The organism is Vibrio sp. 14G-20, assembly GCF_026241515.1.
Classification (GTDB): domain Bacteria; phylum Pseudomonadota; class Gammaproteobacteria; order Enterobacterales; family Vibrionaceae; genus Vibrio.
Genome location: NZ_JAPHPW010000005.1, coordinates 220,436 through 242,010, shown reverse-complemented (window position 1 = coordinate 242,010; position 21,575 = coordinate 220,436). Strand labels below are relative to the sequence as shown.

Below are 21,575 nucleotides of genomic sequence, written 5' to 3'. Positions count from 1 at the left end.
ACTATCTAACTCAAATAAGCGCGAATATTGAATTTCAATGTTCGCGTTTTTTTATGGGTTATGGGTGTAGTTTATGTTGAGTAACCGTTTATGTTGAGTAACCGTTTATGTTGAGTAAGCTAGGGGAGGTTTATTGCTGTTTAAAGTGATTGAATCTAAGAGAAATATGGCATTTTGGGGAAGGGTAATGAATCTTTAATGATTCATTAATAACAACATAATCACTAGCGTTTTTGTTGGTTTTTGCAATTTGCAATTTCAGTTTGCAAAACAAGCAAGGATATACGGGTAATACGTGTCCAGATGCGTAGTAAATACGTGTTTTAAAAGTTGGCACGTATACTGCATTAGTAATGGTGACCCTTCTTAAGCCGAGGGTCACCTAGCCAACTGACGTTGTTAGTGAACCTTTATTGTTCACACAAAATATATGACCAATCACCCTTTTGTGATTGGTTTTTTTTTGCCTGAATTTTAGGTTCTATTTGTTTTATTGCTTTTTACTAATGGTCGTTGCTCTATAAAGCCAATCAGGCCAAATCAAAGCTAACCAGACAAAATAAGTAGAACACAATAATTGCTTATCATGCTCGTACCTCAATTGCTTTAACACTCACCACACTTTGAGTAACAGCTTGGTTGGCGTGGGCATTCTCCGCCTCTGGAGCAGATAAGCCTCGCCTCTGTCTCTATCCCACGTTCAATCCAATTTATATTTAGAATCTTGGCTATTGTCGTGAGATCTTTTTTGATGTTACGCGGGATAACCACAGAACCACCATTGTTAACACATGATGCTTTTAGCTGCTCTGCTATGTCTCTTGAATTTCCGCCTTGAGCATCAATCGCAGGGTTGAGATCTATACCAGCACACAACACACGATTGTTACCCGCAGGATCCGTCATATTGATGGACTCACAGCAGTAGATCCTTGGCTCATCGCCCACATTCAAAATGGAGATTTGAGCCGAGCTTCCCGCTCTAGGTTCTGATAATCGACGGAACACAGCCCAATGTTGACATGGGTCAGCGACCGTTCTCATATTTCCCCAAGGTAGCGGAATCCCGTTCCCGCGGTAAACCGCCTTAAGTTTCCCCGGTCCATAAGCATCAAAGTAGTGCCAGTGAGGGTAGGGCGATACTACCGTCATTCGACGCATCGCAACAGAGGGGGAAACCCCTGCTCTTTCGTGAACGTCGATTTCGTAGCCAGTGCGGTCGAGTAGCTGTCTAAACGGAACTTTCGGACACAGAAGTGCGCCAGCAAAAAAGCTGGATTCAAAGTCTCGCCATGCTTGGAGGATGTCTTGAGAGTTGAGTTGTGAAGATCCTGATACCTGGTTGTCATCCCATGTGTTGTTGTTACCGACCGACAACACACTCTTCAGACCTTCTTTGCTGTGCAGAATGCAATGACCGATATAAACCGAGAGGTCGTATTTCAGACGAGTTGGGTACTCTTTAAGAATCTCGTTTAAGAAAATTGTACCCGGAGGTTCGAAGAACGAGGTCACTAACTGCTTGGCGTTGATGCCTAGCTCATCGACCACATCTTGCGGTGTGCGTGTTACCCAGCGGATATTGATTCCAAGCGTTCTCGCGATGTCTATGAGGTCCTCTACGCTGAGGTTGAGACGTTTTAGGCCAACTTCCTCAGCAGCACGCTCAAGGTCAGGGAAGTGGTTTTGATTACTCTCTTGGTGTGCTCGAATCAATAGGTGTGCAAACTGGCGACCAGAGATACCGGTTTGTGACAACATCTCGGGTATCGCAATTTGCAGGATGTCGTTGGAGAAAAGAAAGCTAGGCTCGAGCGCCATACCACTTATCCCGCCGCGATTCCCTTTATCCGGAGCTATGGCTTGTTGTTCTGATTCGTCGTCGAGAAACCATGTAGGGTTCTTCTGAAAGACCTGCGCGATCACTTCCAGCATGTCGATGCTTGGCACCCGCTTTCCACGCTCAATCATTGAAAGGTAAGAAACGGAAGGCGCGTATTCTGGGTTGATTCTAATACAACGCGCAGACAGGTCTTCCATCGTTAAATGGTTACGCTTCCTAAGGTTACGTATTTTCGTACCTAGGAAATGTGACTGACGAACTAAACTTTTTGACAAGGCCATATTTGTAAAATTCACATTGTAAAATTTTTGTTGTGAAATTGTATGTAAAAAACCGCTAATCTACAAACTAAGCAATTCACAAAATGACAAATAAATTAAACGTTAGTTTGGAATAATTGCTCTAGGACACATTTTTGCGTTACAAATCGGTGGCTTTCACCGGACTGGTCAAGAGGGAAAGACTATGAATATGCTTACATTCGATAAAACAGAAATCCAAAAACAATCAAAGCCATTTATCGCTGAAGCTGTCTTTGCCGTGGAGACAATCAGCGCAAACCAGCAAACTGAAAAGCAAGTGAAAGCAAAGCAACTACTTGACCGTCTGTTCCCACTGGAGCACGGCTCACACCAAGACGTAACGAGCTACGTAGTCGATTACCGCCATATCATGGCTTACTTTAAAGATGGTCAACACAGCGGTCTGAAGCACCCTAAGCAGTTTGTGGCTTACATGGGTGAAAAGAGTGACCCAGACTCAATCTTGTTCCGTGATGGCAGCGGAAGCCACCTAGAAGTGATGTTTGGTTGTCACAAAGGGACGGGTTGCATTGAGCTAGTAGAGATTGATGACATTCAGTTAGAGTCGTGCACGACCTTCGGTCAATCTCCAACAGAAACAACGAATACGACTTTACATCAAGAAACTATCGCAGCAATGCGTCACTGGATCAGCCTAGTAAAAGGTGACGAGAAAGGAAAACCAAAGGCGTGCAGTGAAGATAAAGAGTTCAGAGCCAAGAGTGGTGAAGACTACTGCCTAAATTACTGCTACCAGCTTTAGTGGTAAGAGGTAGAGTTTAGTTGACTATAGGGTTAAAGCCAGTAGTTAACAAACCGATACGCAGCCAACAAAAAAGTCCCAAAGATTAGTAGTTAGTCCTTGGGACTTTTTGATGTTCTTTTTAACGTATGATTATTAATGCTTCGCTGGCTTTAGTTGAATTTCATCACAGATAAGCCTTAAAGAGGCATGACTCGATTTCGGCCAAGTGATTTCGCTTCGTAAAGCAGCTTATCAGCACGCTCGATCAGTGATTGAGCTGATTCTCCGGGTTCAAGTTCAGCTACACCAAACGATGCAGTGATACTGCCGACTTGTTGACCACTACGGCGATCTTTAATCGACAGCTTTTCTAGAGAGCGACGATTGGTATCAGCGAGTTGACGAGCAATACGCAAAGATTTGTTTGGCACAATCAGCGCGAACTCTTCACCACCAAATCGATAAGCGGAAATACCATCGCGACAGCTTAACTTCAGCTTGCGAGCAATACCCTTAAGAACCATATCGCCAAACAGGTGACCATAGGTGTCGTTGAAATTTTTAAAGTGGTCGATATCGAGAAGAATCAAACACAAAGATTGCTGTGCTTCGCACAGAGTTTCCATGTCACGGTCGAAAGAGCGTCGGTTATAGAGTGTGGTTGTGCTATCGAAGAGCGCATCTTTTTGTACTTCTACTAACTGGTTTTTGAGCTTAGTGATTTCTGACGTTGCAGAGTTTAGTTGTGAGTTCAAAAACTGAGTAGAGTGACGAATATGACGAGATTCAGAAACCAGTTGGCGAACCAGAGACATGACTTCGTCAATGGATAAGCTTTCATGATCAACACGAGCCAGATCTTCGAAGCTTTTATCGATCATGTCAGAAAAAGCGGAGGTGTCGGTCAGGGTGTCGTTCATTGAATTGGAAACTTCAGAAACCAACAGTTCCAAATTAGCGCGGAGGTCATTGATATTGGTTTCAGATTTGCTAGCAACATAGTTGTTGTAAAGTTGCTCACCAACGGCAGGAGGGCAAATACCGTAGTGTTCTAAGATACCATCCATGTCTTGAGTCAGCTGTGGAATAGCGTTATCGACATAGGTATACCAAAGTGCGTAATTTGCAGGTGTAGTCGACACCCGGTTCTTCATCATTAGAGGTACCGCTTTTTTTAGATTTGCGGTGGATTTCTGAAATTCGTCTTTGTTCATTATTTTTACTGCAGATACCAAAACAACTAAGCCACTTGTGGACAAGATTAGCGGATTTCGAAGGTCTTTGCTTTAAAAATTATATGATTAATGGATGAGGATTGGATAAATAACTCATTTTTATTATGAATATCGATTGCGTAATCATAAGTTTCATCTAATGGATTGTTCTTTAACCATATTTAGGGTTATCAAACTTTTAGCTTAGAATGGGTTCGTATCAAAATATTGGTGAGAAATGAGTGTTGTTGTCTTGGGCAAGTGCATATAAAAAGCGAAGTAAGTTGATCGTCGAGTTTTAACAGAGAGATAGATTGAGGAGGCTTGTATCGCGAGAGGAAGAATTTATGAGCAGATATAAAAAAGCGCCGATAAAAATCAGCGCTTTAAAATTCTTTTTAGCTAAAAGCTAATTATTGAGCAACAACGTTTGCTGCTTGTAGGCCTTTTTGACCGTTTTCAACTTCAAAAGAAACCTTTTGGCCTTCTTTCAGAGTTTTGAAGCCTTCTGAAGCGATTGCACGGAAGTGAACGAATACGTCAGCACCGCCGTTGTCTTGAGAAATGAAACCGAAACCTTTCTCTTCGTTAAACCATTTTACAGTGCCAGTATTTGTGTTAGACATAATTTGTCCCTTATTCATAAATTTTCTAAATTGTTGATTGCATTACTGCAATGCGCTGATAATTGAATTATTTAATATTGCTAAGAAATAAGGAAAAACTACTTACAAAAACGGGTAACGATTTTACATGTCATTTTTTACTATTTATCTAACTTAAATAACTCCGGCTAACAGAGCGAGTGCATGTTAACACAGTCTTTCCGGTTGTACACTCATTGATTGAGAAATCAGCGAGTTTTTTTGTCATGTTGTGCTCGTTAACAAAACCAACCTTAATAGTTGATGGTTTTATAAAGTCTCGCACCATGGCAAAGTAAAAAGGAAGCCTGTAGCTTCCTTTTCTTCATCAGTATAGACGATATTAACGCTTGAAGTTGATATCTTCAGTCTGATCTAAGTTAATTTTTGTTTTCGCAGGTTGCGTTTCAGCGATCACCTTGCCGTGTCGTACCGAGTATTGAACGGGCACTTGGCGACGAACTGCATCAAAACCATTGTCTGCAGGAAGAATAAGCAAGCTACCTGGCTTACCTTCTTCAATACCGAAGTTGTCTTGGATGTTCAATGTGCGAGCAGAGTTCTTGCTGATCAAATCAAGCGAGTTGTTGATTTGGTCGTAGCCCATAACCTGTGTTACGTGCAGTCCCATGTGAAGAACCTGCAGCATATTCGCTGTACCTAGCGGATACCAAGGGTCAAACACATCATCATGGCCGAAACATACATTGATATTAGCCGCTAGCATCTCTTTAACGCGCGTTACGCCACGACGTTTCGGATAGTCATCGAAACGGCCTTGTAAGTGAATGTTTACTAACGGGTTCGCGACGAAGTTAATGCCCGACATTTTTAGCAAACGGAATAGGCGAGATGCGTAAGCACCATTGTAAGAGCCCATCGCTGTGGTATGGCTTGCCGTTACTTTTTCACCCATGTCGAATTTATGAGCAAGGGCTGCCAGTGTTTCAACAAAACGAGACTGTTCGTCGTCGATTTCATCACAGTGTACATCGATCAAACAGTCGTACTTGCGTGCAAGTTCGAACACGTAATGTAGAGATTCAATACCGTATTCACGAGTGAATTCGAAATGGGGGATGGCACCGATAACGTCAGCGCCGATCTTCACGGCTTCTTCAAGCAACTCTTTACCGTTAGGGTATGAAAGAATGCCTTCCTGAGGGAATGCAACGATCTGAATGTCGACCCACTCTTTCATCTCTTCACGAACTTCAACCATTGCTCTTAACGCAACTAACGTTGGGTCAGATACATCAACGTGAGTACGCACGTGTTGAACACCGTTAGCGATCTGCCATTTCAGTGTTTGCTTTGCACGAGATTTCACGTCTTCAATTGATAGCAGTTCTTTGCGCTCAGCCCAACGCTCAATACCTTCAAACAAAGTGCCAGAGATGTTCCAGTTAGGCTCACCAGCGGTTTGAGTAGTATCTAGGTGGATGTGCGGTTCACAGAACGGTGTAACTGCAATGCCACCTTCAGCATCAAGAATGTCACCTTGATGATTGATTTGTGCGTCATTATCGAGAATGCGAGAAAATTGACCATTTTCAATCAGAATCTGTTTCAAGCCCTCTTGGTCTTGAAGCTTCGCGTTCTTGATTAATAAGGTTGTCATAGTGTGTCCTTAAGCGGCCTGAGATTTCAGAGCTTTTTTGTTCAATAGAGGATTAAGCACGAGGTAACTGATTGCACCACCTAACACTGCGTTCAAAGGAACAACGCCAGGAAGGAAGTGACCAGCGGCTACGCCTGTTGCTACCGCGATAATGCCAGCCCAATTAACGGTTTGGAACTCTGCATTTGCAAAATCTTTGTAACGTTTACGGTTCGCGAAGAAGTCAGCGATGATTACGCCACCGATTGGTGGAATCGCCAACGATAGGAAGGTTAACCAACCTACGAAGTTGTTGTACAACCAAAGCGCGAAAATCGTACCGATGATGCCGTTAATGATAGACATTGTAGTACTTGAGCGACCAGTGATGTTAGATAAACCAAGGCCAGATGCATAAAGTGCGTTTTCATTGGTTGTCCAGATGTTCAAACCAAGCACGATGATTGCTGGAAGCAGCAGCCCTTGTGCGATCATCACATCTGAAATGTCTGATTGGCCTGTTGCTGCTGCACCGGCTGCGCCGAAGATGAACATCAGTGAGTTACCGATGAAGAATGCAACCATTGTGATTAATACTGCGCTCGCTGGCTTTTTACCAAAGCGAACAAAATCGGCTGTTAGCGTACCCGCACTGACAAATGAACCTACAACCATTGCTAAGGCCATTGAGAAGTCCATTGGAGTTTCTGGCTTAATCAGTTGTAGTTGTTCTAGTCCGCCAACACTGTCGACGGCTGTCAGTACTGAGTAACCACCTAGAATCGCAATCGCTGGAACCGCAATCGCTGAAAGTACCATTAGCGCTTTAATACCGAAGTACACCGTACCTGTCATCAAAAGGCCTGACACAATAATCAAAGTGTTGGTATCAATGCCTGTCGCTTTCTGTACCGGAATTGCGAACATCGCTACACCTACGCCAAACCAACCGACTTGTGTACCACCAAGTAGAGCAGAAGGAAGCCATGAGCCTTTTGTACCGAAAGAGAAACGCGCTAGGAGGTGAGTAGAGAGGCCAGTAGATGAGCCGATGTAGCCAAGAAAAGAAGTGTAAATACCAAGAATTAGGTTACCGATGAGAACGGCTAGGAAGAAATCGTTGAATGAGAGGCCTGTCCCGAGTGAACCACCTGTCCACATACTTGCAGAGAAGAAAGTGAGTCCAAGCATTACCATGGTGAGTGAAGCGACTCCTTTCCTAGCCGATGTAGGAACCGGCCCTAGACTGTAGTTATTATCAGCAGCCATTTTTTACCTCCGCAAATGATCAAAATTAAAATTAACGGTCGCCGTATTGCAGGCAAACGTGCGCATTATGGTGATATAAATCACATAGTCAATGCTAATTTTGTCAATAAAGGCGCCTGAGAATCAATTATCACCTTAAATCTCTTGTAAAACATAAGGTTATTTTCTTCATTTATTTCATGAAAATAAATAGAAAACGTTTTCTATAGTGTATTGAATATCTGCTATCGATAGTTGGCTATGAATGTTGATTATTATGCGATTGAATGGGTGTCTGTATCGAAGGTGAGGGCGGTCGGCCAAGCAGCAGGTAAAAAAATAGCCAATCGCAATAATCGCAATTGGCTTATATATTTTGTGAACAAGAGTAGGTTCACTAACAACGTCAGTTGGCTAGGTGACCCTCGGCTTAAGAAGGGTCAATATATACATTGCAGTTAGTGTGCCAACTTTTAAAACCACGTAAAATGGCAGTTTTATAGCAATTTGGTGCGTATTTGGGCGTTTTATTCGCGTTTTAGAATTTCCATGTTGCATTATGCAGTTGCGATTTGCAATTTAATGCTACTGTAGGGTGATCTAGGTGTTGATGATCTAGTGTCGCGATGAGATAAGTGAGGTAATTGGAAAGGTGAGCACAGCGCGTCTCTGAGTTGTTTTCTTTCTATGCACTCTTCCTACGCCTAAACATGACATTTTAAGCAAGCAAATTAAAAAGCCCGTGCGATCTGAGATCGCACGGGCTTTGTCTTGTCTATCAGGCGTATTAGATAGAGTAGAAGAAGTACAGCTGAGACTTCATTCTAATGATGATCCCGCGTATTACGTCTAGAAACGCCATAAAGCTGATAGGCTTCTCACCACTTACCCAGGCTAAACCGACAGAACCAACAGGAATATCGTAGCCTTCTGCCTCATCAATTTTTAAACGAACAAAGTGGTGCTTGTTCTGAAGATTTCTGCCTGTGGTGACACGAACTTGTTCATCAATACCCAGTAAACTTGCTTGCGCTTCACCCGTCGCCTCAACAATGCCTTCTACGGTTGCAGAGAATATTTTCCCTGGATATACCGCTGTCGCAAATTCCGCTGGCTGACCAACCTTAATATTACGAATTGCTTGGTGGTTGACTCGCATCAACACGTACTTCTCTTCGGTATACATCTGGATACGAGGCATCATAGAAACGCGCTGACCCTCACGTAGAATAAAATTCGTTACAAAGCCGTCAGTTGGTGCAGTGACCTTGGTGCTATTAAGATCCCATTGTGCTTGTGCCAATGTTGCTTTCGCTGAATCCACCTCTGTCTGTTTTTTGCTTACGTTGGTTTCTGCTTTGTGAATATCGAGTTTCGCGTTCTCTGCATCGACTTCTTTTTTACTCAGCTGAGACTCCAGCGTAGTGACATTATGAGTGGCTAAGTCAACCTTTGCTGTTTGTTGATCGATGTCGGTTTCAGTAATCGTATGTTCTACGACGCTGTTTTGCCTCTGGTAACGATCAAGCGTTTTAGATTGTAAAACTAAATCTGTTTTTGCTGACTCTATCTGTGCAACTGAAGCCTTAATGTCTTCTAGCGCCGAACGATAGCTCACTTTTGCAATGCTTACTTCTTGGCGGGCCGTATCTAAAGCAACCTCTGCTGACTCGAGCTGAACGCTGGCTTTATCTCTTGCGATGACATATTTGGTGTCATCAATCTCATAAATTAGCTGTCCTTCAGTTACATCTTGATTGGGGTGGATATGGACTTTAGTCGTTTTACCCGACACATTCGTTGAGTCTGGGCGTAATTGAATGTGTGGAGATTGTACAACTGAGCCTCCAGATAAATCCATTGGAGTAAAGTTGAGTAGGCCAACCCATACAAACAACAACCAAGATGTACCACCGAGGTACGCAAACGCCTTGGTACCTTTATTCCAAGGCATACCGATTAGCCTAAGTAAGTAAATGAACAGTGCCCAAATAGCCAAGCCTTCTAACATGTTTGGCTCTCCTCATCTTGTTTGTCGGAAGTCGTTTGTTCCTCAGATGTTGCTGGTGATTTCCAAGTGTCTCTTAGATTGATGATGGCTTTTTCCATATCGACGAAGGCCAAGATCACAGCTAGTACCCATACCCAGTGCCATACAAAACCAATCCATGTTAATGCGGTGATCAAACCAAGTTGTTGATGCTCTTTACTGTGAGCCTTGTTGATTGGTAATTCATGGACGCGCCAGAACCCGTAACATGCAGCTGCAATGGTTGCGACCAATACCACACCAGCAACTACGTGTAATACGGTATCTGCGCCGGTTCCTACAAATGGGACACTAACTAAACTCATTGATAAACCCTAGGTTAAATTGAGCACCGAGTGTGATTGATATCAGATTTATCGCTTGAAATTTTACCAATTACTTTAATAATAGGTCTTATATGATTGAATCTGTGATTTTGTTGTCGGGAAATTGTGGCTGATGAATAATTGTAACTTCTTAAGAGCATTAGGAATTTTAGGAATATATCAATATGCGGCGGCGAATCGTGAGCTAGATATGGACTCTCTAGGTATTCCGCACTCGGTATTTGCTAACGCCATGAACTTAATTCCGGTTAATGAAGTGGACAAATGGTATGGCTTGCTTGAACAGCAAGCCGGTGATTCCGATATTATCTTGAAGTTGGCAGATAGGGTAGATATTGAGAAGTTAGGACCACTTGCTAATTGGTTTTTCTCGGGGCACGACCTCGCTTCAACCATTCGGCGTGTCAATATTGGATTGCACTGTTTGCAATCGGGTGCTTTCTTATACGGGGCGCAAGTAGGTAGTCTTATTAAGTGGTGTTATGACAACCCTGAATATTCTGACACTGGTAAGGTTCATGACTCAGTCCGTATCGCGATTTTCATGATGAAAATTATAAGGAGATATCTAGGGCCTGATTTCAAACCAGCGTCAGTATCTATTGCTGGGTATCGTGAGAATGTCGACCTTTATCACGAGTACTTTGGCTGCAATATTCAATGGGGGCAGCCACGCACAGAGGTTTGGATTCCTAGTAAGTCGAGGTTATCGATTAATCAATCACCAAGCGTAGGTAAAATGGGTTTGGCGATGAATTTTCATGATCTAGACAATTACCTCAATATGCCCGATGCCGGTGATGAACATAAAGTGACTTACGAGATGATCAACTATAGCCGCCATTTTGGCTTGCCGACACTGCATAAAGTGTCCAGTCTACTGGGACTATCTGAGCAGCAGTTTCAGCGAAGATTGCACAAACTGGGTGTTAACTTTTCCACCATTATGGGGTATGCGCTAAGTAATGTTGCAGTGGAATTATTGAGTTATAAATTGTCTATCGAAGAGGTTGCGAAACGCTTAGGCTATACCAATACTGCCAGTTTTAATCGAATGTTTAAGAAACATCGAGGTTTGACACCCAAGCAATATGTTGAGCGCTTAAAAATCGGCCTGTAATTATGCAGAGCTAACTTATGGTTCGTTTATGGTTCAGGCTAGACAAGTAAACCATAGCCCAAGTACTCAAAATGAAAGGGGCGGTGAGTGGCAGTAATGACAGTTCATGAAAACCAAGTGTTATTACACAGCTTAATAGCATGCCTAATAGGGTTAACGGCCAAGGGATTCGCGGATAGAGCACAAGTGCTAAAGTGGCAAGAATGGCGTTGTACCCGTAAAGACCTTGCGCTACCAGTTCGCTAGAAGCGCCAATCAAACCGCTAAATACGGTGCTAATTGTTACTGCGAGCATAATCCAAATGGCATGCTTGATATTGTTGAGTGCGATGGCAACCAAGATTACGAGCCCCGACAATGCATTTTCGATGAAGCTGACTTGGCTTATCCCTTTTAACAACGGGATTACCACTGTCGGCAGTTTAAACAACGAGTTAGCCTCAATACTTATTAGGGGCATTAGTGCGGAGTCAGGTGCAGAAAATGCTGATAGCTCAAAGGTCGATTGGATAGCATAAATCAGCCAAGTGCTGAGGATAAAGGCGCTAGTGTAACTGCGATATTTCTTAAAACTGAATACGATATGCGCAATCGGCACAGTGAGTAACGCACCTAACACAGTCACTAGCGCCAATAATGGTGTGACACCAAAAAAGTTACCGATAAATAAACCAATCAAAGCCCCATTTAGCGCGTACATTCCACTATCAATGTCGTCGGCTGGCTTGTTGGTGTTGGTGTACATATAGCCATAGAAGGCCAATGCAAAGCTGCAACTGGCGCCAAGCAAAGTAAGACAAGCCAGTGCAAGTGACTCAATAGAAATGGCAAGCAACAGCAAAGTCGACGTCATAACAGACGGTGTGAAATAGACTTGCCCAATGCCATTGAGCAAGCCTTGAAGTAGAAGAATGTCCTTATTCGTGTTCATCATCTGGCGACAGAATTTCATTATGTTAAATTTTTGATACGCCAGATTGTATACAACTATTCTTGGTTGACCATCTTCGAGTGTTAATTCTGATACCAACGTTCACCATAGGCTTGTTGGTAATCTGGCTTTTCAATGAGCCCTTCCTGTTCTGGCACTGTTTCTAGTGGCCCAACAACGGTTCGGTAAGGCAATACGCCAGCCCAAACGGGAACGTCCATATCAGCTTTGTCATCATTCACACCATGCTTACCAATTTTTACCGATGCTTCGGTTAACGGAATCGCCAGCAACTCAGTCGCGGTGAGCTCTTTCTCATTACTGAGCCTGACTTCGTCGGTTCTTCCCGGTGCTATCTGCTCAATGAAGATGTTCAACAAGCGATCCTTTTCTTGGTTGTCATCAATGACCGAAAATGATCCCAACACCACAGCAGAACGATAATGCGCACTATGATGAAATGCCGAACGAGCCAACACCCAACCATCAAACAAGGTGAACGTTAAACAGGTTGGTTCTCCCTTTTTTAGTCCTTTTAGTAGGCGACTGTTTTTAGCCCCATGAATGTAGACCATGTCATCCACTCGCCACGCGAGCATCGGGATAACCATTGGGCCTTGTTCGCCCTGCAATGCAATGTGTGCGATTAAGCTTTCATCAATAATTTGGTGCAGTTTCTCTTGTTCAAATACGGCTTTGTGAGCCCCTTTTTTAATCGTGGTTCTTTTCGTGTTAGATAACATAATCGCTCCTTAATCATTGCCTTTTGATTAATGTAGCGATTAACTGGTCTATTAAATAGAGCCACTTTTAAACACTATTTGGATCCAGTTATGCAACCTATCGATGTCGGTGACCTACAGTTAGACGAACAGCACGACACGCGTCAAACCGCCTTGTTCCACGCGATAAGAGAGAAGATCGTTCACGATTTATGGAGCAAGGGCTGTAAGTTACCTTCAACACGTAAGTTGGCCGTCGAGTTATCGGTGAGTCGAAATACGGTGATTTATGCGTACGAACAACTGGTCACTGAAGGCTATATCGAGAGTAAGCAAGGCTCAGGATTTTATGTCTCGGTTGAACAACCAGAGCACTTTCTAAGTTTGTCTCAGCCGAAGTGTATTCAGGATGCGAAGGTTAAACAAACAGTCAGTCAACCGAGTGCAAACATAGCGACACCTAACGACATTAACCGCAGCTTTGCCCCCGGAGTCCCTGACTTAGATGCGTTCCCTTTTGCTAAATGGCAGAGGTTACTGCAACGCCACTCTACACGTCAGAACATTGCGGGCAATCAAGAGGTTCAGGGAAGCTTAGCCTTGAGGGAAGCGTTGAGCGGGTATCTGGCAAGCAGTCGTTCAGTTCATTGCAGTGCAGACCGAGTTATCATCACAGCAGGTGCGCAGCAAGCCATCTCAATTGGTTTGATGGCAACGTTAGAGATGGGTGACAAAATTCTTGTGGAGGAACCCGGTTATCGACAAGTGCATAAGATTATCGATCTGTTGAGACTAGAGCTAGACGGTGTGAGTGTGCGTGAAAAGGCAGGGCTATATATTGAGAAAGTGTTGGCCAGTAATGCTAAGGCTCTGTATGTCACGCCGAGTAATCAATACCCAATGGGCACGACCTTAAATACTGAGCAACGCCTTAAATTGATCGATTGGGCCAATCAACATCAGTCATGGATTATTGAAGATGACTATGACAGTGAGTTCCAGTTCGCTCATCGCCCTTATACCAGTATGCAAGGGTTGGCGGGAAAGTTAGGATTCGATGATCGCATCATCTATGTTGGCTCTCTGAGTAAGGTGATGTTCAATGGCCTTCGATTAGGGTACTTAGTGGTGCCTGAAAATTTGGTGGCGAAGTGTCTTGAGATTAAAGATGCGCTCACCGGAGACACGGCGTCTCATACACAAGAAGCTTTGGCGGATTTTGTTCGCGAAGGCGATTTATTGCGTCATATTAGAAAGATGCGTCGTTCATACAAACTCAAGCATGAAGCGATGATAGAAGCGATTAAAAGTGAGTTTCATGGCGATCTTGAAGTGATTAGCCAAGCGGCAGGGCTACATGTGACCGTGAAGTGGTATCAAGGCATATCTGAACATGAGTGGAGCCGTAGAGCAGAGCTTGAAAATATCATCATTCGTCCTTTTGACTTTTATGAATATGGATCAAGTGATGCTCGTGATTGGAATGGGGCGGTGTTGGGATTTGGAAATATCCGTTTGGCTGAGATAAAACCGAAGATCACACAGATCGCTCGGCTTTTTTATCAGTAATATTGGTAGGGCATGCTACAGTTTGTCGATTCATCATTAATCGAGTTATAACTTGTCGACAGAAACGGTTTTACCTTTACCTAGCCACTTACGCCAAGGGAGTGACAATGTCACAAAAATAGTCACGGCATAGAGCATCGACCAGCTTAAACAGATAAACACTAAAGTACAGATGAGCAATGAGAGCATGGCGGTGTATCTAGATGCGCCAGTCAGTAATCGGCAAGCCGCTAACATTGCAAGCAGATAAACCAGAACGAAAATACCGTTGGCGAGTTTAAGAAAGAATTCGAGATCGAGATTAGACAACTCACCAATCACACAAGAGATAAGCGCGACAAAGCCAATTGCTAAGGTTGGGTAAAGTGGTACGCCACGGCTATTGAGTTGAGCCATTCTACTCGTAGGAGTGTGTTGGCGAGCCTGAGCCCAAATCATACGAGACAAGCTTTGTGTGTAAAGGTTTAGGCTAGCAAAACAAGCAAAGAAACCAAGCACACTGATGACGGTTTTGAAGCCATTACCAAACAGTTGTTCTGTTACCCACGGGATGGATGCAGCATCAAATTCAGGTGAACCATAAGCGCCTAGCTTGATAATAACCACCGAGCAAGCCCAGTACACTATGCCCGCAACGAAACACCCTGCAATGATTGCGATGGGAAAGTCACGCTGTGGATTTTTAAATTCTTCTCCCATGTGAGCAAAGGCTTCTATCCCGACAAAGCACCAAAACATCACCGCTAAGGCTGCGCCAATCGACCACATCGAATCAGACGTCATGGTCGGAACTGCGATGTCAGCTGCAGTGATGTCGGCTTTCCAAACAAAGGCGCTAACCAAGGCAAAAATCGACAAGGCAATCACCGTTTGTAAGCGGCCAGAAGACTTACTGCCCATCAAATTGACAGCAATAAGCAGAGCGACGGTAAAGGACTGAGCGCCAAGTGGTGTGTCGAGTGGCGCTGGCAATAGTTGTTGTGCAAAACCTCCAGCCAATGCAATGGCAGCCGGAATACCGACAGGAATAACACTCACAAACAACCAAGCCACGCTGGTTTCTAATCGCTCACTGAACGCCTTGCGAACAAAATAGGCCGTACCACCTGCATTGGGGTAGCGTTTTCCTAATGCGGCAAAGGTTAGTGCAATCGGGCAAATAGCGATAAACAGGATTAACCACGCGAGTAGTGACAACTGTCCTGCAATGCCTGCTGCGATCGCAGGGATCATAAATAATCCAGTGCCTAGCAAGGTAGTCGAGAGTTGTCCGATTCCTGAAATAAGCGTGATTTCTTGTTTGAGTTGCGTCATTCGCTCTCCTAGCTATTGGCTTATCATATCGGCCTTATTGTGCCTGTCTTCTGATGTATGGGTGATGCTATGAATGAGAGCATACATTGTCGGCATCAATAATACAGCTAGCGAAACGTCTTAAGACACCGTCAATTTAACGGTTTTAACTTGATTAAGCGTGAAAGTGTCGGCTGTCATAATGGCTGTTATAAGTAGGAAAGTTGTGTCAAATTAGGCGTTATAAATAGAACAATAAATGGAAAGAATCAGAAGCATGGATAAATTTGATCGCCAAATTTTGGATATTCTCAAAACCAATGCACGATGCTCAGTGAGCGATATCGCCCGAGATGTCAGTTTGTCGCGTTCGGCGGTGAATGCCAGAATCAAGAAACTGGAAAGCGACAAAGTGATTACGGGTTATTGTGCTCAAGTGGCAAAGCCCAACCAAACGAAGAATGTGTGCGCTTACATTTTGTTGAAGTTCGACATGTCGAGCAGCGACCATAGTTGTGAGTCTTACGCGACACGAATCCAGAGTATTGATGAGGTGCAATGGTGCCACTCTATTAGCGGTGAGACAGATATGATGCTTTATGTTGAAGTTGAAAGCATGGAACGTTTGAATCAAATCCGCGATCGGCTGCAAAGCTATCCAGAGCTTCGACACCTTATGACTCATACTGTCTTGACGGAGTTTTTTAACAAACAGAATGCGAAGGTGCATTCATGCTAGGCAATATCAACTTAAACCTACTGCGCTCTCTGCATGTGCTTCTTGAAGAGTGTCATGTCAGTCGAACAGCTCAGCGTTTGCACATCACGCAATCGGCGGTGAGCCGTCAACTGGCTCAGCTTAGAGATCTATGTGGTGATCCTTTGCTGGTTCGTGATGGCAACAAACTGGTTCCGACTAACCGTGCTTTGTTACTTAAAGGCAAACTCGATGACTTGCTTGGAGAGTTCGACCACCTTTTAGACGATAAACCCTTTGAACCGCAAGACTGGCAGGGTGAATTGGTATTGTCTTCGAGTGACTATGTGGCTCAGTATATTCTTCCTGTTATTGTTGCAGAGGTGTCCGCCGAAGCCCCGAACATTAATTTGGCTTTCCGCTTGTGGCAGCCAAACTACCTTGAAGCTCTGAACGAGTCGGGTATTCATTTGGCTTCCAGTATGTTTCCCACAAAGCCAGAACATGTATCAAGCATTAAGCTCGGTGAAGATAAATCGGTGTGTTTAATGCGCAAGTCGCACCCATTGGCTCAACAAGCGGCTTTGAGTGCAGAAGATATCGTCAACTATTCTCACATCAAAGTGACGGGTGGCGGAGATAAAGACAGCTACGCGGACATAGCATTGAAGAAAAAAGGACTTAAACGAAGAGTGGCTCTGCAGGTTCCGTTCTTTTCATCCGCTGGAACTGTATTAATGCAAGACGACTATCTGATGATCGTGCCTGAACATATCGCCTATAACCTAGGTCGGCACCTCGATACTGCCTATTTTTCTTTGCCATTTGATACGGAAATGCACACCTATTGGTTAATGTGGCACCCCAAGTATGACAACGATTCTGCCCACAAATGGGCGAGAGAAAAGGCATTCCAAGCTATGCAGAAGTCGAGTTATAATATCAGTATGACTTGAAATCATAGGTGTAATGATAATCTTTGATTTCAAATAATACCTTCTGCGAATTATGGTAAGTGCTAAGTATTGAATATTAAGCAAAGAGGGTTCAGCTAGGACGCTTTGTTTTACTAGGAATGGAATGATGACAGTAACAATTTGGTTTTCTTTATTAGCGATTTGCTTGTTGGGTGCAATGTCTCCGGGCCCAAGCTTGGCGATGATTGCAAAACACAGCCTGGCTGGTGGCCGCATGAACGGGCTTATCGCGGCTTGGTCTCACGCCGTAGGCATCGGTATTTATGCGTTCGCAACCATTGTTGGCTTAGCCGTTGTGCTTGAGCAATCCCCCATGTTGTTCAAAGCCATTAGTTTAGCGGGTGCAGCGTATCTGCTTTATCTCGGCGTGAATGCGTTGCGTTCGAAAGGTGGTGTTGCCGCGAAATTGGAAGCGGGTGAACAGATGAGCTACATGCAGTCTGCTCGCGAGGCTTTCTTGATCTCTATCTTGAGCCCGAAAATCGCGCTGTTCTTCATCGCTCTGTTTAGCCAATTTGTTGCGTTAGGTAATGAACTGACCAATCAAGTGATTATCGTATCAACACCGCTACTTGTAGACGGTTTATGGTACACATTTATCACCTTGGTGTTGTCTAGCCCTTTGATTGTTGAACGTATTCGCTCGAAAGCTCAGTTGATTGATCGACTATCTGGCGTGGTGTTGATTCTACTTGCTGTGCGTGTGGTGTGGATGATTTAGTCATCACTAGACCTTAAGATCTAAAACGGCTCACAAGAGATTATCTTGTGAGCTGTTTTTGTTTCTACTTATCTAAACGCTAACAGTTAACAGCTAAAAGAAGTTAGCCTGCTGAGTTTAGAACCGTATCTAATTCTTTCATTGAGTCAGCAAAGTAAGGGTTATAGGTCAAACGAGCATGGTTCTTCCCTTCTTCACGATACCCCCATGCTGAGTACCAAACTTCACTTGTCGCGTTGCACTGTTCTTCAAAACCTTCCTCTTGACCATTGGAGCAGATCTTCTCGCTACCATTGATTCCGTAATACGGATTGCTTGGCGAGAACAGTAAACCCATGTGAGAACCGTTCGAAATGCGTTGCTCCGGGAGCTTCATGCTGTACTGAACCGCTCGCGGATCATCGAGTGTCGTCTCTCCTTGCCAAATCAACACATTGTTTGGGTTGGGCATGGACTCAGTAAACGCTTGTTGAACGAAACTGGTGTCAATCACGCTGTCGCCTTCACTCATCATAATAAACACCGGTTTATCGAAGTGTTTATCTTGCAGGTCTTCACGAACCACTTCTGATGTCTCGTAGTAAACCGAGGCACCGTTCATTGGCAGTGAGTTGTAACGCAACATATTGTCTTCAGGATCTTGGTCAGCCCAAGTGACAAAGTAGCTTGCTAGCCCAGCATACTGAACCGCAGATGAGCTCGGTTGAAACGCAGGAGAGAACAGCAGTAGCCCTGAGATCTTAGGATCGTTCATCGCCTGTGAAGTCACGAGGTTTGCGCCTGTTGAATAGCCGCCAAGCCACACAGAATCATACTCTTGCTCTAGTAACTTCGTATGATGATCTACAACACCTTGCCAATCTTCTAAGCTTGGCTGCATTAAGTCACCGACACGGCTGCCATGGCCCGGTAGCAATACCGTTCTCACTAAGTAACCTTGTTCTGCTAGGTGCGTTGCGATGTCTTTAAATGAGTACGGAGAATCACCTAACCCATGAACCAATAAAACTGCCTTACCGTTAGGTGTCGCAGGTTCGTATTCGGTGGGTGAATTGAGTTGAATCTCAAGCTGCTTGTCTTCTGCCATGAACACGCGGTTTTTCAATAACCAATCTTGGGTGTCATTGACGTAGTCATCAAAGCTGTCTTGCTGATAGCTAGGCAAGTCAGGAGATGTTTGGTAAGCGGGTATCGGTGTCTCGTTGGAACAACCAACGAGACTTAAAGTCGTTAAGGCGAGCAGTGCTAGGAGGGGTTTTCTTTGCATTATGTAATCTTGTCTCTGTTGTGCTTTCACTATGTTTGAAACTAAAGTTTAGATTACTTTCTGCTTGAAAGGTCTTCGTATTCACCTTCAATAACACCGGCATCATTGGTTGATGACTGACGAGTGTTCATATGAGCTGCGAAACCTTGTTTCTTCATTTGATTCTGAATGCGCTTGCCAGTAATTAAAGCTGCGATAGCTAAAGGAATAGCAAGGATCAAGCTAGTGAATAACGCCAAAAGGCCAGTAAACAACGCAACAATCGTAACTAATATATTTTTCATATTCATTCCTCTTTTTCTATGTTGTTACTATATCGCTTCTATTCTGAACGAAACATGAACACCACCAAATAATTCTAGAGAGTCACTATGACACAGGTGTGTGTGGATTGAGAGTTTATATGTAGTCATAATCACGCACTAAAATAAGGGAATAAACGCAAGGTCAATAAAATCAATGAGTTAAAAGTTGGCACGGTTGATGCTCTATAGGGGTTGGAATAAGTCACTGTAAGCAAAGCACTTACAGCTAATAAAAAATTACTGGAGCCCCTTTATGTTCTGTATTCAATGTGAACAAACGATTCAAACCCCAACCGTAAAAGGCTGTTCTTTCGCACAAGGCATGTGTGGAAAAACCTCGGAAGTATCCGACCTTCAAGACGTGTTGGTGCATTCTCTTCAAGGTGTTTCTTTTTGGGCAAGCCTAGGTCGCGCTTGCGATGTTATTGATACAGAAGTTGATGAGTGGGCACCAAAAGCGTTCTTCGCAACACTGACTAATGTTAACTTCGACCCTGCTCGTATTATCGAATTCGCACAACAGTCTCATGAATTCAAGCAGCGTTTAGAGCAAAAAGTTCGTGCAGCAGCAACATTGATTGGTTTTGAAATTCCAGCACTTTCGGCTGCTGCGCAATTCGATCTTCCAACCGATTCTTCAGAGCTATTGGCACTTGCCCCTCAAGCTGCGGTAAACCGTGGTCACGACTCTCAACATGAAGACGTGATTGGTCTTCGCCTTCTTTGCCTATACGGTCTAAAAGGTGCGGCAGCGTACATGGAGCACGCGCGTGTTCTTGGTCAAACTGACAATGCTATTTTTGCTGAATACCACGAAATCATGGCTTTCTTAGGTACTGACCCATCTGACTTAAAACAACTGCTAGATACGTCTATGCAAATTGGCTTGATGAACTACAAAGTAATGGAAATGCTGGATAAAGGTGAGACAGATGCATTTGGTCACCCTCAACCAACAACCGTGAATGTTAAGACTAAGAAAGGCCACTGTATTCTTGTTTCTGGTCACGACTTACATGATCTAGAAAAGATCCTTCAACAAACTGAAGGCAAGGGCATCAACGTTTACACCAATGGTGAGATGCTACCTGCACACGGTTATCCTGAACTGAACAAGTACCCACACCTTGCGGGTAACTACGGCAGCGCTTGGCAGAACCAGCAAAAAGAATTCGCTAACTTCCCTGGTGCCATCGTAATGACATCTAACTGCCTACTTAACCCAGATGTAGGTTCATACGCAGACCGTCTATTTACACGTAGCATTGTAGGCTGGCCGGGTGTTGATCACCTTGAAGGCGACGATTTCAGCGCAGTAATCGACTGTGCTCTTGCGCAAGAAGGTTTCAAACACGACGAGATCGAGCAGATGATCACTGTCGGTTTTGGTCGTAACGCACTGATGGAAGCGGCACCTGCGGTTATTGAGCAAGTAAAAGAAGGCAACATCAAGCACTTCTTCCTAGTCGGTGGTTGTGACGGTGACAAGTCTGAGCGTAGCTACTACACAGACTTCACAGCTCAAGCGCCAGAAGATTCAGTAATCCTGACATTGGCATGTGGTAAATTCCGTTTCAACAAGAACCAATTTGGTGACATTAACGGTATCCCACGTCTGTTAGATGTTGGCCAATGTAACGATGCTTACTCAGCGATTCAGCTTGCTATCGCACTGTCTCAAGAGTTTGATTGTGGTATCAACGAACTTCCGTTAACGCTGGTTCTATCTTGGTTCGAGCAAAAAGCGATCGTTATCCTGCTTACCCTGTTCGCTCTTGGTGTGAAAGGTATTTACACGGGCCCAACAGCACCTGCCTTCCTAACAGAAAACCTATTAAAGATTATGCAAGACGAGTTCGATATGCGTTCTATCTCAACGCCAGAGCAAGATCTTAAAACAATCTTAGCGGCTTAATTTAAGCCAACTCTAAGCCCCGTTGTTGTGACGTTTTTCTAAAACAGACAACGGCGGGGCTTTTTCGATTTAAATCTTTAGTCATT

19 protein-coding genes are annotated in these 21,575 nt (G+C 44.0%); 7 read left to right on the top strand and 12 right to left on the bottom strand.

From position 1 onward, the window contains the following. Positions 1–606: 606 nt before the first annotated feature. Positions 607–2,139: a DUF3612 domain-containing protein gene (locus OQJ75_RS06765; protein ID WP_265971672.1), complete on the bottom strand. Its 1,533-nt coding sequence runs from the start codon at positions 2,137–2,139 to the stop codon at positions 607–609. A gap of 169 nt (positions 2,140–2,308) precedes the next feature. Between OQJ75_RS06765 and OQJ75_RS06760 the strand changes: the two genes are divergently transcribed. Further along, on the top strand, positions 2,309–2,908 hold the full coding sequence (locus OQJ75_RS06760; protein ID WP_265971674.1) for a hypothetical protein: 600 nt from the start codon (positions 2,309–2,311) through the stop codon (positions 2,906–2,908). Between the two features lie 179 nt (positions 2,909–3,087). Here the strand turns inward: OQJ75_RS06760 and OQJ75_RS06755 are convergent, their stop codons facing one another. The 6 genes from OQJ75_RS06755 to OQJ75_RS06730 all read right to left on the bottom strand — a co-directional run bounded on the left by OQJ75_RS06755 (position 3,088) and on the right by OQJ75_RS06730 (position 9,951). After that, entirely contained in the window at positions 3,088–4,104 is a 1,017-nt protein-coding gene (locus tag OQJ75_RS06755) for a GGDEF domain-containing protein (RefSeq protein ID WP_265971675.1), read from the bottom strand. 413 nt (positions 4,105–4,517) lie between these two features. Further along, a complete protein-coding gene (locus OQJ75_RS06750; protein ID WP_004730009.1) occupies positions 4,518–4,730 on the bottom strand; it encodes a cold-shock protein in 213 nt (70 codons plus the stop codon). 361 nt (positions 4,731–5,091) lie between these two features. Beyond that, positions 5,092–6,369, bottom strand: coding sequence for a cytosine deaminase (locus OQJ75_RS06745; protein ID WP_248392896.1), 1,278 nt, complete (start codon positions 6,367–6,369; stop codon positions 5,092–5,094). Between the two features lie 9 nt (positions 6,370–6,378). Further along, positions 6,379–7,617 (bottom strand): cytosine permease, encoded by a 1,239-nt coding sequence (gene codB / locus OQJ75_RS06740; protein ID WP_032548041.1) that lies wholly within the window; start codon positions 7,615–7,617, stop codon positions 6,379–6,381. A gap of 766 nt (positions 7,618–8,383) precedes the next feature. Further along, the gene (locus tag OQJ75_RS06735; RefSeq protein ID WP_086712564.1) at positions 8,384–9,607 is read right to left on the bottom strand and encodes an HlyD family secretion protein; all 1,224 of its coding nucleotides are present in this window, start codon (positions 9,605–9,607) and stop codon (positions 8,384–8,386) included. Beyond that, the gene (locus OQJ75_RS06730; protein ID WP_265971690.1) at positions 9,601–9,951 is read right to left on the bottom strand and encodes an MFS transporter; all 351 of its coding nucleotides are present in this window, start codon (positions 9,949–9,951) and stop codon (positions 9,601–9,603) included. The genes OQJ75_RS06735 and OQJ75_RS06730 overlap by 7 nt, the downstream gene beginning before the upstream one ends. A 133-nt stretch (positions 9,952–10,084) precedes the next feature. On the opposite strand from OQJ75_RS06730, the gene OQJ75_RS06725 reads away from it, so the two are divergent. Then, positions 10,085–11,092: an AraC family transcriptional regulator gene (locus tag OQJ75_RS06725; protein WP_265971692.1), complete on the top strand. Its 1,008-nt coding sequence runs from the start codon at positions 10,085–10,087 to the stop codon at positions 11,090–11,092. A 10-nt stretch (positions 11,093–11,102) separates the two neighbouring features. Here the strand turns inward: OQJ75_RS06725 and OQJ75_RS06720 are convergent, their stop codons facing one another. Next, the gene (locus OQJ75_RS06720; RefSeq protein ID WP_265971693.1) at positions 11,103–12,026 is read right to left on the bottom strand and encodes an urea transporter; all 924 of its coding nucleotides are present in this window, start codon (positions 12,024–12,026) and stop codon (positions 11,103–11,105) included. An 80-nt stretch (positions 12,027–12,106) separates the two neighbouring features. Then, entirely contained in the window at positions 12,107–12,766 is a 660-nt protein-coding gene (locus OQJ75_RS06715; RefSeq protein WP_265971694.1) for a pyridoxamine 5'-phosphate oxidase family protein, read from the bottom strand. 90 nt (positions 12,767–12,856) lie between these two features. On the opposite strand from OQJ75_RS06715, the gene OQJ75_RS06710 reads away from it, so the two are divergent. Beyond that, positions 12,857–14,314 (top strand): PLP-dependent aminotransferase family protein, encoded by a 1,458-nt coding sequence (locus OQJ75_RS06710; RefSeq protein ID WP_265971695.1) that lies wholly within the window; start codon positions 12,857–12,859, stop codon positions 14,312–14,314. A 45-nt stretch (positions 14,315–14,359) separates the two neighbouring features. Here the strand turns inward: OQJ75_RS06710 and yjeH are convergent, their stop codons facing one another. Then, complete coding sequence (gene yjeH / locus OQJ75_RS06705) at positions 14,360–15,628, bottom strand: L-methionine/branched-chain amino acid transporter (protein WP_265971696.1); 1,269 nt, start codon at positions 15,626–15,628, stop codon at positions 14,360–14,362. 256 nt (positions 15,629–15,884) lie between these two features. On the opposite strand from yjeH, the gene OQJ75_RS06700 reads away from it, so the two are divergent. From OQJ75_RS06700 to OQJ75_RS06690, 3 genes are all read left to right on the top strand, one after another. Then, positions 15,885–16,346, top strand: a complete 462-nt coding sequence (locus tag OQJ75_RS06700; protein ID WP_265971697.1) for an Lrp/AsnC family transcriptional regulator — start codon at positions 15,885–15,887, stop codon at positions 16,344–16,346. Next, entirely contained in the window at positions 16,340–17,260 is a 921-nt protein-coding gene (locus OQJ75_RS06695; protein WP_065205870.1) for a LysR family transcriptional regulator, read from the top strand. The genes OQJ75_RS06700 and OQJ75_RS06695 overlap by 7 nt, the downstream gene beginning before the upstream one ends. A 127-nt stretch (positions 17,261–17,387) precedes the next feature. Beyond that, positions 17,388–18,002 carry a LysE family translocator gene (locus tag OQJ75_RS06690; protein WP_029221972.1) on the top strand — a complete coding sequence of 205 codons (615 nt, stop codon included), beginning with the start codon at positions 17,388–17,390 and terminating at the stop codon, positions 18,000–18,002. A gap of 103 nt (positions 18,003–18,105) precedes the next feature. Here OQJ75_RS06690 and OQJ75_RS06685 read toward each other — a convergent pair whose 3' ends face one another. Continuing rightward, positions 18,106–19,269, bottom strand: coding sequence for an alpha/beta hydrolase (locus tag OQJ75_RS06685; protein WP_265971699.1), 1,164 nt, complete (start codon positions 19,267–19,269; stop codon positions 18,106–18,108). A gap of 53 nt (positions 19,270–19,322) precedes the next feature. Then, positions 19,323–19,553, bottom strand: a complete 231-nt coding sequence (locus tag OQJ75_RS06680; protein WP_029221973.1) for a hypothetical protein — start codon at positions 19,551–19,553, stop codon at positions 19,323–19,325. Between the two features lie 274 nt (positions 19,554–19,827). On the opposite strand from OQJ75_RS06680, the gene hcp reads away from it, so the two are divergent. Continuing rightward, the gene (hcp, locus tag OQJ75_RS06675) at positions 19,828–21,489 is read left to right on the top strand and encodes a hydroxylamine reductase (RefSeq protein ID WP_265971702.1); all 1,662 of its coding nucleotides are present in this window, start codon (positions 19,828–19,830) and stop codon (positions 21,487–21,489) included. The last annotated feature ends 86 nt before the right edge of the window (positions 21,490–21,575 follow it).

Bases quoted from the DNA above. Each gene is read 5' to 3' on its own strand.
- OQJ75_RS06760 (WP_265971674.1), top strand. From the start codon at position 2,309: ATGAATATGCTTACATTCGATAAAACAGAAATCCAAAAACAATCAAAG.
- OQJ75_RS06755 (WP_265971675.1), bottom strand. From the start codon at position 4,104: ATGAACAAAGACGAATTTCAGAAATCCACCGCAAATCTAAAAAAAGCG.
- OQJ75_RS06750 (WP_004730009.1), bottom strand. From the start codon at position 4,730: ATGTCTAACACAAATACTGGCACTGTAAAATGGTTTAACGAAGAGAAA.
- OQJ75_RS06745 (WP_248392896.1), bottom strand. From the start codon at position 6,369: ATGACAACCTTATTAATCAAGAACGCGAAGCTTCAAGACCAAGAGGGC.
- codB (WP_032548041.1), bottom strand. From the start codon at position 7,617: ATGGCTGCTGATAATAACTACAGTCTAGGGCCGGTTCCTACATCGGCT.
- OQJ75_RS06735 (WP_086712564.1), bottom strand. From the start codon at position 9,607: ATGTTAGAAGGCTTGGCTATTTGGGCACTGTTCATTTACTTACTTAGG.
- OQJ75_RS06730 (WP_265971690.1), bottom strand. From the start codon at position 9,951: ATGAGTTTAGTTAGTGTCCCATTTGTAGGAACCGGCGCAGATACCGTA.
- OQJ75_RS06725 (WP_265971692.1), top strand. From the start codon at position 10,085: ATGAATAATTGTAACTTCTTAAGAGCATTAGGAATTTTAGGAATATAT.
- OQJ75_RS06720 (WP_265971693.1), bottom strand. From the start codon at position 12,026: ATGATGAACACGAATAAGGACATTCTTCTACTTCAAGGCTTGCTCAAT.
- OQJ75_RS06715 (WP_265971694.1), bottom strand. From the start codon at position 12,766: ATGTTATCTAACACGAAAAGAACCACGATTAAAAAAGGGGCTCACAAA.
- OQJ75_RS06710 (WP_265971695.1), top strand. From the start codon at position 12,857: ATGCAACCTATCGATGTCGGTGACCTACAGTTAGACGAACAGCACGAC.
- yjeH (WP_265971696.1), bottom strand. From the start codon at position 15,628: ATGACGCAACTCAAACAAGAAATCACGCTTATTTCAGGAATCGGACAA.
- OQJ75_RS06700 (WP_265971697.1), top strand. From the start codon at position 15,885: ATGGATAAATTTGATCGCCAAATTTTGGATATTCTCAAAACCAATGCA.
- OQJ75_RS06695 (WP_065205870.1), top strand. From the start codon at position 16,340: ATGCTAGGCAATATCAACTTAAACCTACTGCGCTCTCTGCATGTGCTT.
- OQJ75_RS06690 (WP_029221972.1), top strand. From the start codon at position 17,388: ATGACAGTAACAATTTGGTTTTCTTTATTAGCGATTTGCTTGTTGGGT.
- OQJ75_RS06685 (WP_265971699.1), bottom strand. From the start codon at position 19,269: ATGCAAAGAAAACCCCTCCTAGCACTGCTCGCCTTAACGACTTTAAGT.
- OQJ75_RS06680 (WP_029221973.1), bottom strand. From the start codon at position 19,553: ATGAAAAATATATTAGTTACGATTGTTGCGTTGTTTACTGGCCTTTTG.
- hcp (WP_265971702.1), top strand. From the start codon at position 19,828: ATGTTCTGTATTCAATGTGAACAAACGATTCAAACCCCAACCGTAAAA.